Source organism: Streptomyces lushanensis (assembly GCF_001700515.1).
Lineage (GTDB): Bacteria > Actinomycetota > Actinomycetes > Streptomycetales > Streptomycetaceae > Streptomyces > Streptomyces lushanensis.
This window is the reverse complement of the sequence record NZ_MAUD01000213.1, coordinates 1-11,776: the sequence shown is the minus strand read 5'-3', so window position 1 is coordinate 11,776 and position 11,776 is coordinate 1. Positions and strand designations below refer to the sequence as shown.

The window sequence follows — 11,776 nt, the reverse complement described above, 5'->3', positions numbered from 1 at the left end:
TTCCGGTTCCGGTTCCGGTTCGGCCCCGGACTCCGGTCGATCGAACAGTGATCCGGACCGGAGGGAGATCACTCCTGGATGTGCGCGGGAAGGCGTACGGGCGTGGCGAAGGCGCCGTCGTGGTGGACCGGGGCGGGACCTTCGCCATGGCCACCGCCCGCTTCGATCTCGCCGACGACCAGGACCCCTGCGATCACGCGGCCGTGGCGGCGAGGGACGCGGGTCGGCTCCAACGGGTGAGCCGGTGCGGCCGGCGCGCGTACGGTGCGTGCGCATGGACGGTGACGTCACGGATGAACCGCTCGTACCAGCGGGCCTCTGCATCCGGATCGGACCCATTTGACATCTATTCGCCGCGCTCTCTAGCGTCGGCGCCGAGCCCTCGGCAGAGCCCTCGCCGCACCCCGGCCCGGGACCTCGCCGTCCGCAGCCCCGACGAGCAGGATCCCCATGGCCTCGCACACCCCGCCCACCGGACCCGACGCGTTCCATCCCGATCTGCCGGACCACGACCGCGACCAGGACGCCACGGCGGGGAGCGCGCTGCCCCCGCGCGCCCGGCTGCACCACGTCCGGGCCGACGCGCTCGACGGCGACACCGCGCAGACCGGCGGGATGCGGCGCTTCGCGGCGATCAGCGGAAGCAGTGTCGGCTCCGAGCGCATCTGGATGGGCCAGACCCATGTCGCGCCCGGCACCGCGTCCTCCGACCATCATCACGGCGCCTCCGAGACGGCCATCCATGTGATCGAGGGACACCCGGAGTTCGTGTTCCTCGACGACTCCGGCGGTGCGCCCGAGGAGATCAGGATCCGCACCTCGCCGGGCGACTACGTCTTCGTACCGCCGTACGTTCCGCACCGCGAGGAGAATCCCCGCGCCGACGAGGAGGCCGTCGTCGTGATCGCCCGCAGCACGCAGGAGGCGATCGTGGTCAATCTGCCCGGACTGTACGTCCTAGGAGGCGAACCGGACGCCACGCCGGACGCCGACTGACACCGCGTCCCGGCCGGCCCCGCCGCCCGTGGGACAACCGGCCGCCGCCGTCCGCGTCTACCCGGCGAGTTCGCGGACCGTCGCCATGTCGCTGAACGGCAGCAGTCGTTCGCCGACGATCTGGTACGGCTCGCTGCCCTTGCCCGCGAGCAGGACGATGTCGTCGCGGCCCGCCTCGGCCAGCGCGAAGGCGATGGCCGAGCGGCGGTCGGCGAACCGCTCGAAGCGGCAGCCCGCGGCCAGCAGGCCCGGAGTGATCTGATCCATGATCGCCCCGGGGTCCTCGTTCCGCGGATTGTCCGAGGTGAGCACGGCCAGGTCGGAGTACGTACCGGCGATCTCCCCCATCCGCGCACGCTTGGTGCTGTCACGGTCGCCGCCGCACCCGAAGACGGTGACGACCCGGCCCGGGGCGAAGTCCCTGATGGCGGAGAGCACCTTCTCCAGCGAGTCCGGCGAGTGCGCGTAGTCGACGATGACGGCGGTGCCTCCCGGCGTCTCAAAGCGCTCGAACCGCCCGGGAACCGGCGGCATCCGGTCCAGCGCGCCGACCAGCCCGTCCAGATCGTGCCCGAGCAGATGGCAGGCGGCCACCGTGGCAAGGGCGTTGGCGACCGAGAACCGGCCCGGCACCGGGATCGCCGCCGGATACTTGCGCCCCTCGTGATGGAGGGTGAACCGCGTGCCGAACGCGTCCATGGTGAGATCGGTCGCCCGGTAGTCCGCCTCGGCGTCCAGGGCGTACGTGGTCACGGCCCCGGGCATCAGCGCACCGATCCCGGCGCCCACCGGATCGTCCGCGTTGACCACGGCACGTCGGCAAAGCCCCTGGAACAGCCGGAGTTTGGCGTCCCGGTAGTTCTCCATCGTGCCGTGGTCGTCCAGATGATCCTGCGTCAGATTGGTGAAGACCCCGACATCGGCGAAGGCATGGTCCACGCGGTGCGTCAACAGGCCCATGGAGGTGGCCTCCAGCACCACCGTGCCGGTCCCGCGGTCGCGCATGTATCCCAGCAGATACTGGAAGTCGGGCGCTTCCGGCGTGGTCAGGACCGATCTGGGCATCGGGATCACCTCGTCGCCGATCCGGCTGCCGGCGGTTCCGATGACACCGACCCTCGCGCCCTCGGCGAGCCGCAGCACGGACTCGACCATGTACGACACCGAGGTCTTCCCGTTGGTGCCGGTGACGGCCACCATGTCCATGCCCTGCCCGGGATCTCCGTAGTAGCGTGAGGCGACGGCCGACGCCACCGCGCGGGTGTCCCGTACCCGTACGACACACGCGTCCGTGTGCGCCCACACCGATTCCTCGGGCTCCGGTTCCGCCGCGTCGAGCAGTACGGCCACCGCGCCGCGCGCGAGGGCTGGGCCGATGGCCCCGGGACCGCCTTCGCGGTGGCCCGGCACGGCGATGTACAGCGAGGCCGGCACCACCCGGTGGGCGTCGAAGCAGATGCCCGCGGTGATCGCCGTGTCCGGATCCCCCCGCAGCGTCTCGTGGTCGTGCCCGGCGAGCAACTCGCTCAACTTCACAGGGATCCTCTCGGAGGTACGGCGCGGAATCGCGGCTCGGCGGGAACAGGGCATCGCGACATGGGCGGTGCGGGGATGACACGGGTGGGACGGAGGTGCCACGGGCGGGACGGAGGTGAGTGATGAAGGCGCCGAGGACCGGCCCTGAGGGGCGGGGCCGCCACGGCGTTCGGAGAACGGGCCGGCCGAGGAGGCCGGCTCCGGGAGCGGCCACCGGGCCCGTACGGCCCGACGCGGCCGGTTCAGCGGGCTCGGCCCGTCGCCGGGTCGAGCGGCGCAAGGGCGCTAGCCGTGACCGTGCAGCGCGCGGCAGGCGGCCTCCGGGGCGGACGCCGGACCCGGCCCCCCGGTCGGCGCGCCCACGGCGGCCGAGCACAGCGCGCAGGGAGCCTGTCGCAGGCACTCCCTCACCGCACGTGTACACCCCATGAGGGGAGTGTACGGCCGACGGGCCCGGACGGACGCCGCTCCGGCCCGCCGTACCGCGTCACCGCACACGGCAGGGCGGGCCGCACACGGCGACCCGCCCTGGAACGTCATACGAAAGCGCTCACCGCGCGGAAGCGACCTGGCCGACCACGGCGGACGGCGGCGGACGGCGATCCGCCGCCGTCGGCCGCCGGCCCGGTCGGCCCGAGGCTCAGGAGGTCAGACTCCCTGCCCGGTGCCGCGTCCCGCACCCGCCGCGGCCTTGATGCCCTGGGTGATCTCGTCCATCACGGACAGCTCGGGTGCCTTGTCGTTGATGTCGAAGCCCGAGCGCACGACGACCATCAGACCCGAGGCCGAGGGCGAGTTGAAGGCGAGGGACTGCACATAACCGTCGTCGCCCTTGCTCGTGACGACCTTCCACCGCACCAGATAACCCTTCTGTCCGGCGACGGTGACCGCCTCGGACCTCAGCTCCTCGTGGGAGGAGATCTTTCCGTAGATCTCGCCGCCGTAGGACTCCTCGGCGTTGGCCTGGATGTCCTTCTCCGCCGCGGCCTTGGCCGTGGTGGCCTCGATCTTCATCGCGGCGGCGGGAGCGGAGAACACTCCGCCCCGCACACAGCTCTGGGACGTGTCCCCGGGACAGGAGTACTTCCCGGTCGTCACTCCGGCGCCGACCACTCCGGACTCGCCGGTCCAGCCGTCCAGGACCGGGATGCTGATCCCGCTGGCCGCGTCGGTGGCGTAGCCGTCCTCGGTCTGCGGCATCCCGGGCCCACCGCTCTCGCCGCCACCCCGGCCGCCCGGCCCGTCGGGGTTCGGGGTCCGCTGCCCGGGCAGTGAGGGAGCGGCGGAAGGAACGTCGCGGGCGCGCACCGGCGCGCTGTCGTCACCGCCACGGCCGAGCAGGTAGAACCCTCCCGCGATGGCCGTCGCCACGACCACGGCGATGACACCGACGGCTGCCCGACGGCCGCGGTTCGTCCGGCCGGGGGGTGGTGACACGGGATAGTAGGGAGGCGACCCGGGATACGGGGGCGCGGTCGGCGGCGCCCACTCCGCGGTGGAGGGGGCGCGGAGTTCGTCGGTCCAGGCGGAACCGTCCCACCAGCGTTCCTGCTGGGGGCCGTCGCCCGAGTGCCCAGGATCCGGATACCAGCCCGGCGGAGTTGTGTACGTCACGGTTCTCAGCCTAAGCATATTGTCTGAATGACTGGTGAGAGGCCCATGAGAATCCCCGCCGAGCTCCCCTCGGTCCCGGTCCGGTGCCCTTCGGGTCGCTCCCGTCACTCCGGTCCGCTCCCGTCACCCCGGCTCACTCTCCTCACTTCGGCTCACTCTCCGCCGAGTCCCGCCTGCCTGGCCCGGACGATCGCTTCCGCCCTGCTGGCCGCCTGAAGTTTCGTGAGGATGTTGGAGAGATGGTTGCGGACGGTCTTCGGGCTGAGCACCAGCCGGCGTGAGATGGCGAGATTGTCCAGACCTCTGGCCACCAGATCCAGCACCTCCCGCTCCCGCCCGGTCAGTTCGGGCAGCACGACCGGCGCGGTGCCCGGCATCCGCAGCCCGGTGAGATAGGCCATCGCCCGTGACGCCACCGCGGGACCGAGCAGCACCTCGCCATGGGCGACCGCGCGTATGCCGCGCTCGATCTCGGCGGGCGTGGCGCCCTTGAGGAGATAGCCGCGCGCGCCCGCCCGCATCGAGGCGAAGACCGAGTCGTCGTCGTCCAGCATCGTCACCACGAGGACCGCCGTCGCGGGCCGGAGCCGCAGGATCTCACGGGTGGCCTCGATTCCCGAGGGCGCTCCGTCGCCGAGGTGCAGGTCCATGATCACGACATCGGGTCCGTGCGCGGTGACGGCGGCGACCGCCTCGTCCCGCGTCTCCGCCTCACCGACCACGCTCACACCGGGCAGTGATCCGAGCAGGGCGGCCATGCCCATACGGAAGACGGGGTGGTCGTCCACGACGACGATCCGCAGGCCGCCGTCGGCCCCGTCCCGCCGTCCCGATCCGGACCCTCGGTCCACCGTCGCGTCCACCCGTTCCTCCGTACTCGCCCGGCCCGACTGCCCGCGCCCGCCGGCGCGGACGCCGTGATCACGGTCGCGGTCGTCGTGTTCGTCGTGCGCGTCCGCGCGTTCATCACGCATGTCCGGCCACTCCGTCGGTCATCTCCTCCCGGAGAGGTACGCGCAGGATCAGCCGGGTCCCCCGACCGCCGGCGCCCGGCTCCCATCCGACCGTTCCGCCGACCTCCTCGGCCCGCTCCCGGACCGACTGACGGCCGACGCCGGGTCTGGCGCCCGCCGCTATACCGCGCCCGTCGTCCTCGACCACCACGGTCAGTACCCGGTCCACGCCCGAGCCGGTCCGGGTCAGAACCACCGCACAGGTCCTGGCACCCGCGTGCCGTGACACGTTCCGCAGCGCCTCGGCCACGATCGCGTAGACCGCCCCGGCGACCCTCGCGGGTAGGTCGGCGGGCGCCGGGCGCCCACGGTCCTCGTACCCGCCGCCGTCGTCCCCGCGGGCGGCCTCGTCCCGTACGACCACGGCGAGGCCGTCCGCCTCGTAGCGCATCACCAGCTCCCGCAGGGCCGCCACGAGCCCCAGCTCGGCCAGGACCGGCGGGACCAGTCCGCGGGCCAGCGTACGGACCTCGTCGACCCGTACGTCGACTTCCGTACGGAGCCGGCCGAGCAGGGCGTCGGCCGCGTCCGCCCGGTCGGGCAGAAGATTGCGCACCGCCGCGAGGCCGAGCCCGATGCCGGCCAGGGCCGGGCCGAGCTGATCGTGCAGCTCCCTACGCAGGGCCCGTCGTTCGTCGTCCCTGGCGGCGGCCAGCCGGCCGCGCGACTCGCGCAGCGCCCGGGTGACGGCGGCGAGGTGGACGGCCGTGGCGACGACGGGCGCCACCTCCTCCAGCGCCGAACGGGCCCTGCGGTCGAGGCGTTCACCGGGCCGCGCGGTCACCAGCAGCGTTCCGGCGCTCTCCTGACGTACGACCAGGGGCACGGCGAGAGGCGTCTCGCGCACCGGCGGGGCGGAGGCGGAGGCATCCGGGGGTTCGGCCCCGGGGGTCTGCGGAGCTTCCTCCCGCCGGATCGAGACGAGCACCTCGCCGCCGGCGTCCAGTACCCGTACCGAGCCGAGGTTGAACGAGACCGCGACGCTCTCGGCCATGCCGGTCAGCGCCTCCTCCGGACCGGCCGCGCTGCCGAGATGACGTCCCACCCGGCTGAGGGCGGGCGCCGCCGCCTCGCCGTGCACCAGCCGGTCCACCCGACGCTGCAACCAGCCTCTCGCGGGCTGGATCCCGACGGCGGGCACGGCGGTCGCCAGCACCTTGCCGAGGGTGCCCTCACCGGGCAGGACCAGTCCCAGCACCGCCACCGTCACGAAGTACCCGGCCACCAGCATGCCGGTGAGCAGTGACCACACCAGCGTCCTGCTCACCGCCAGATCCAGCCCCCAGAGCCGCTGCCGCAGAACCGCGACCAGCACCGCGGCCGGGAAGAAGGCCTGCGAGGCGATATGGGTGAACGGGGTGAACAGCAGGACGGCCGTGCTCTGCGAGGTCGGCCACAGCACCAGGGGAAGGAACGTCACCGCGATGAGCGCCGTACCGATCGCCAGCCAGCCCAGTCCCCGCGCGGCCGGATCGCGCATCCGCCGCCATCCCGTGTGGGCGGCGGCGCCGAGGCCGAGGAGCACGATCAGCGCGAGCAGGATCTGGCTCAGTGGCCCGGTCAGCCGGGCCCAGGCCGTACTGCGCACGGCGAGCGGGGCGTACGGCTCGCCGTAGGCCGGCCAGGGCCAGGGATCGGTCAGCCGGAGCGCCAGTACGGCGACGATCACCGCGGTCCCCGCGCCGAGCGCCCAGCGGGCCGCCGACGACAGCCGCCGCCCCGACACCAGATGGGGGACGACGAGGATCAGCGAGAGCGTGCCGGGCACCCACGCGGTGGACTGGAGGATCGCCCACTGCGGTGGCACGGCCTCTTCACCGGCGTCGCGCGCCCACAGCGCCACCGCCTGGGCGGTGACCGCCGCGATCCCGCCGCCGACCGCGGTCAGCGCGACCAGCCAGGCGACCAGGTGCTGCCGGCGGGACAGGACGACCGCGGCGACAAGTCCGTACACCAGCGCGTCGACCGTGTCGACGACGAAGAACCACTGGTCCTGGGTCCAGGGGGCGTCCGCCACCCCCATCAGCGCCAGCGCGGTCGCGGCCAGTCCCCAGGCCGTGACGAGCACGCAGACGGCGGCGGCACGATGGCCCCCGCCGTCGATCCTCCACCGGGCCGACGCGCCCGGATCCCCCTTGTCCCCCACGAACCAAGGATCCCAGCCGGCCGCCCCGGTGTCACTTTGTTCCTCGCGCTCCCACCGATCCGGGCCCGCCGCGCGGTAGGGACCTGCTCCCCCGTACGGGCGCGTCCCGCCGTAAGTCCTCACTCCGCCGTACGGGCCCGGCCGAACGCGAACGCGGCACTCAGCGCCAGCAGATAGGGAAAGCCCACGAAGAGCGCGAGGTACTGGAAGGGCGTCACCTGCGTGACCAGCAGCAGGAATCCGAACAGGGCGCTGATCACACCGATCCACCGGCTCACCGCTCCCTGCCGGAAGGCGGCCACGACCAGGGCGCCCGCGGTGAGCAGCAGTCCGGACCACAGCCAGCCGTAGGTGCCCAGTTGGGTCATCCCGGAGACGATCGTGTCGGGATCCGTCGCGTCGCGCTGGTTGATGCCGTGGAACATCTCGGTGCCCATGCCCGCGCCGACCAGGCTCATCACCGCGACGAGCAGCAGCCCGGAAGCGGCGATCGACGGCACGAGACTTCCCGCCGGGCACTGCCGGTCCAGTCGGCGGCGCAGCCCGGCCGCGAAGACGACCGCGCCCAGCGCGGCGACGGTGAAGGCGATCTGGGTGGCGAAGACCCACCACGCGGTGGTGCCGTCGAACCGGTCGACCATCCGGGCGCTGTCCCTGATGTCCGCCTCGTCGAAGGGATAGAGCGGCCCGGCGGTCACGATCACGAGCAGCCCGGCGAGCGCGGTGAGCACACCGCCCCAGGCCCAGCCACGGCCCTCGGCGGGCCTCCGCACCGGATCGGTCCCGAGCCGCCGGCCCGCCGTCGGTCCTGTCTGTGGAACAGCCATGCTTCCCCCTCGGTGAGGCGTACGGGTCCTCCCGTACGCCGTGCGCCCTGCCTGCGCACGGGGAACCAGCCATCCCCCGATCCCCGTCGGCGGTCCGTGCCCCGTTCCCCCCCGTTCTCCCCCGAGAAGAGGCGACCGCCCGGTCCTGGGCCGGATCCCCGTGCGCGACTCAGGCTGACGCACCCCGTGTCCCGTCGGCATGAGCCCGGTGTCCCGTCCTTCCGGGCGGGACACCGGGCCCGCGCGAGGGGGCCGTACGCCGGGTCCCGCTCGGGGCCCGCCGCGCGGGCCCGGCTACTCCACCGGCACGATCCCGCGTACGACGCCGAGCGCCACCAGATCCGCCGGCCGCAGCCGGAGCTGGTCGGCCGTCGCGCGCGTCCGGTCGGGGGGACGCTTGAGGATCGCCGTGGCCAGTTCGGGTGCGATGACGGAGAAGTAACTGTCGGGCGTGGCCCAGGTGTTGTCCGGCGCCGACAGCGCGAGCGCCCCGCCGGAGCCGCCCTCGCCGATCAGCAGGGTGGTCAGCGGCACCCGCGCGGTGGCCATCGCCGCGAAGAGATCCGCGATGGCGCCGCCCGCTCCCCCGCGCTCCGCCTCGGCGTCGTTGGCCGCGCCTGGCGTGTCCACCAGGGTCAGCACGGGGATGCCCAGCCGGTCGGCGAGCCGGATCAGCCGGGCCGCGGTACGGTAACCGGCCGGGCGGGTCGGCGTGCCGCACTGCGCGGCATACGCGACGGTCCGTCCCGCGTGGCGGCCGAGGCCGCAGAGCATGCCGGGGTCCGTACCCCCGCAGCGGTCGCCGACGATCGCCTCCCGCTCGGTGAAGTACGCCTCCACATAGGCTTCCGCGCGGGGGCGTTCGGGGGCGCGGGCCCGTGTCACCGCGTCCCATCCGGAGACGGGCGCCTCACCGCCGCCCAGGCCCGCGGGCGGCGGCGCGGCCTCCCCGGCTCCGCCCGCTCCGGTCAGCAGCCGCGCCCAGCGGCCGACGGTGGCGCGCAGCTCGTCCTCGCGTACCACCGCGTCGACATGGCCCGCCGCCAGCTGCGCCTCCGCCGTGTAGGCGTACGGGTCGGCGTCGGCGGGGCGCACCCGGGATCCGGCGAAGCCGATCTGGGCTCCCGGCAGCGCCAGTACGACGTCGGCTCCCGCGCCCAGGGTGGCCCAGCCGCCCCCGGTGGTCGGGTCACGCACCACCGCGAGCTGCGGCAGTCCGGCCGCGCGGGTGAGCGCGGACTGCCGGGCCACCCGCTGGAGTTGGAGCAGCGCGCGCATCCCTTCCTGCATCCGGCTGCCGCCGGTGGCGATCAGTGAGACGACCGGCAGCCGCCGCTCCCGGGCGTGGGTGTACGCGGCCTCCAGCCGGTCGCCCGTGCGCTCGCCGAGCGATCCGCCCAGAAAGCTGAACTCGAAGGAGATCAGCACCGCTTCGGTCGCGCCGATCCGTCCGGTGCCGCAGACGACGGACTCCGTCTCGCCGGTGCGCTCCTCGGCTCGGGCGCGGGCCGCGTCGTAGCCTTCCCAGGCGAGCGGTCCGTCCGGCGCGGATCGGCCACGCGGCGTGGGAAGTTCGAGGAACGTGCGCTCGTCGACGACGGCGGCGAGCGCCTCGCGCGCGCTCGGCCGCTCAGTCATGGAGCGCCCGCTTCATGATCTTTCCCATGTCGTTGCGCGGCAGGGCGTCCAGATAGCGCACCGTACGCGGGCGCTTGTGCGCGGCGAGCTGGGCGGCCACATGGTCCGCCAGCTCCCCGGCGGACGGCGGCGCTTCGGCGTGCGCCGGGACGATCCAGGCGACGATACGCTCGCCGAGGTCCGCGTCGGGCTCGCCGGTCACGGCGGCCTCCCGTACCCCGGGATGCTCCAGCAGGGCGTTCTCGATCTCGCCCGCGCCGATCTTGTAACCACCGCTCTTGATCAGATCGGTGGCCTTGCGGCCGACGATCCGGACATGGCCGTCGGGGTCGCGGATCGCCATGTCCCCGGTGCGGAACCAGCCGTCGGTGAAGGCGGCCTCGGTCGCGTCGGGCCGGTTCAGATACTCCGTGAACAGGTTCGCGCCACGGACCTGGATCTCGCCGACCGTCTCGCCGTCGTACGCCTCGATCGCCCCGCCCGACTCGTCGACCAGCCTCAGCTCGACCCCGCGCAGCGGCACCCCGACCGTACCGGCGCGCGGCTCGCCGTCCACGCGCACGCTGGTGTTCATCAGGGTCTCCGTCATGCCGTACCGCTCGACGACCCGGCGTCCGGTCGCCGCGACGATCCGCCGGTGGTCGTGGACGGGCAGCGCGGCGGATCCGGACACCAGCAGCCGCGCGCCGGACAGGGCCTCGGCGAGCGCGGGATCGCCGGGCAGCGCCTCGGCGATGCGGTGGTACATCGTCGGTACGCCGAACAGCATCGTGGCGCCCGAGGACAGTTCGCGGGTGACGCCGTCGAGGTCGAACCTGCCGAGATGGCGCACCGATCCGCCGCGCCGCAGCGGACCGAGAACGCCGAGGATCAGACCGTGCACATGGAACAGGGGCAGGGCGTGGACGAGGACGTCGTCGGCGGTCCACCGCCAGGCGTCCTCCAGCGCGTCCAGGGTGGCGACGAGCGCGCGGCGCGGCAGGACGGCGCCCTTCGGCGGCCCGGTGGTCCCCGAGGTGTAGACGATCAGCGCGGGTGCCTCGGGATCGTGCTCGGGGAACGGCCCGGCGGGCGCCCCCTGCGGCGTGCCGCCCGGTTCCGTGGAATCCACCCGGCCGAGCGCGGCGAGGGCCGGCGGGAGGACCACGCCCGGTTCCGCGACGACCAGTTCCGGGGCGCTGTCCGAGACGACATGGGCCAGTTCGCGCTCGCCGCTCCTCGGATTGACCGGTATGACGGGGACCGCGGCCAGCAGCCCCGCCACCACACCGACGGCCGTCCCGAGGGTGGGTGTGGCCCAGACGGCGATCCGCCGCGCGCCGGCGATCCGGACGGCCAGGGAGCCCGCCGCGTCGGCCAGTTCGGCATGGGTGAGGGTACGGTCGCCGAACCGCAGGGCGGGCCGCTCCGCGCGTGCGGCGAGGGCCGGGAAGAGAGGGGGCACGCGTCGTTCTCCTTGGCGTCGACAGGTCTGACCGGTCGTCCGGAACCTGGTACCACCGGTACAGGCCGGACGGCGGCGGTTGCCACCGCCGCCACGATCCCTGCGTACACCATCGACCGCCGGAGGAAACATCCACGGTCGGCGTCGCGGGCCGCCGGGGCCCGCCGCCGGACCGCGGGCGCCGCCGCCGGCCCCTCGGCCCGCGTCCTCCCCGCGCCCGCCCTCAGCCGAAGGTGTCCGGGTTCGGGCCCGTGCGCAGTCCGCGGTCGAGCGTGGCCATCGCGGCCATGTCCCCGGGCGAGAGTTCGAAGTCGAAGACATCCATGTTCTCGCGGATGCGCGCGGGAGTGACGGACTTGGGGATCGCGATGTCGCCGAGCTGGATGTGCCAGCGCAGCACCACCTGCGCGGGCGACTTCTCGTGCCGCCCGGCGATCTCGGTGATCGCCTCCTCCTGGAGCAGCGTGCCCTTCGCCAGCGGGCTCCAGGCCTCGGTCGCGATGTCGTGCTGGGCGTGGAAGTCCCGCAGCCGCGCCTGCTGGAGTCCGGGGTGCAGTTCGAT

General features: G+C 73.6%; 10 protein-coding genes. 1 reads left to right on the top strand and 9 read right to left on the bottom strand.

Translation table 11 applies throughout. The annotated features are described in order from the left end of the window. Window positions 1-68 precede the first annotated feature (68 nt). Window positions 69-197, bottom strand: coding sequence for a hypothetical protein (locus tag BFF77_RS37780; RefSeq protein ID WP_281196546.1), 129 nt, complete (start codon window positions 195-197; stop codon window positions 69-71). A 253-nt stretch (window positions 198-450) separates the two neighbouring features. Between BFF77_RS37780 and BFF77_RS18730 the strand changes: the two genes are divergently transcribed. Continuing rightward, entirely contained in the window at window positions 451-996 is a 546-nt protein-coding gene (locus tag BFF77_RS18730) for a cupin domain-containing protein (RefSeq protein WP_079125282.1), read from the top strand. Between the two features lie 57 nt (window positions 997-1,053). Here BFF77_RS18730 and BFF77_RS18725 read toward each other — a convergent pair whose 3' ends face one another. From BFF77_RS18725 to BFF77_RS18690, 8 genes are all read right to left on the bottom strand, one after another. After that, complete coding sequence (locus tag BFF77_RS18725; protein ID WP_066951059.1) at window positions 1,054-2,532, bottom strand: UDP-N-acetylmuramoyl-L-alanyl-D-glutamate--2,6-diaminopimelate ligase; 1,479 nt, start codon at window positions 2,530-2,532, stop codon at window positions 1,054-1,056. 648 nt (window positions 2,533-3,180) lie between these two features. Beyond that, window positions 3,181-4,146, bottom strand: coding sequence for a DUF2510 domain-containing protein (locus BFF77_RS18720; protein ID WP_066951056.1), 966 nt, complete (start codon window positions 4,144-4,146; stop codon window positions 3,181-3,183). Window positions 4,147-4,298: 152 nt separating this feature from the next. After that, window positions 4,299-5,120: a response regulator gene (locus BFF77_RS18715; protein WP_107422186.1), complete on the bottom strand. Its 822-nt coding sequence runs from the start codon at window positions 5,118-5,120 to the stop codon at window positions 4,299-4,301. Further along, window positions 5,113-7,305, bottom strand: a complete 2,193-nt coding sequence (locus tag BFF77_RS18710; protein WP_079125280.1) for a sensor histidine kinase — start codon at window positions 7,303-7,305, stop codon at window positions 5,113-5,115. The genes BFF77_RS18715 and BFF77_RS18710 overlap by 8 nt, the downstream gene beginning before the upstream one ends. Before the next feature lie 119 nt (window positions 7,306-7,424). Further along, entirely contained in the window at window positions 7,425-8,132 is a 708-nt protein-coding gene (locus tag BFF77_RS18705) for a hypothetical protein (protein ID WP_141698462.1), read from the bottom strand. A 294-nt stretch (window positions 8,133-8,426) separates the two neighbouring features. Continuing rightward, the gene (locus BFF77_RS18700; RefSeq protein ID WP_066951051.1) at window positions 8,427-9,770 is read right to left on the bottom strand and encodes a carboxyl transferase domain-containing protein; all 1,344 of its coding nucleotides are present in this window, start codon (window positions 9,768-9,770) and stop codon (window positions 8,427-8,429) included. Continuing rightward, complete coding sequence (locus BFF77_RS18695; RefSeq protein WP_066951049.1) at window positions 9,763-11,214, bottom strand: acyl-CoA synthetase; 1,452 nt, start codon at window positions 11,212-11,214, stop codon at window positions 9,763-9,765. The genes BFF77_RS18700 and BFF77_RS18695 overlap by 8 nt, the downstream gene beginning before the upstream one ends. A gap of 223 nt (window positions 11,215-11,437) precedes the next feature. Then, on the bottom strand, window positions 11,438-11,776 hold a 339-nt coding region (locus BFF77_RS18690; protein ID WP_141698461.1), incomplete at its 5' end, for an aldo/keto reductase.

Bases quoted from the DNA above. Each gene is read 5' to 3' on its own strand.
- BFF77_RS18730 (WP_079125282.1), top strand. From the start codon at position 451: ATGGCCTCGCACACCCCGCCCACCGGACCCGACGCGTTCCATCCCGAT.
- BFF77_RS18715 (WP_107422186.1), bottom strand. From the start codon at position 5,120: ATGCGTGATGAACGCGCGGACGCGCACGACGAACACGACGACCGCGAC.
- BFF77_RS18705 (WP_141698462.1), bottom strand. From the start codon at position 8,132: ATGGCTGTTCCACAGACAGGACCGACGGCGGGCCGGCGGCTCGGGACC.
- BFF77_RS18700 (WP_066951051.1), bottom strand. From the start codon at position 9,770: ATGACTGAGCGGCCGAGCGCGCGCGAGGCGCTCGCCGCCGTCGTCGAC.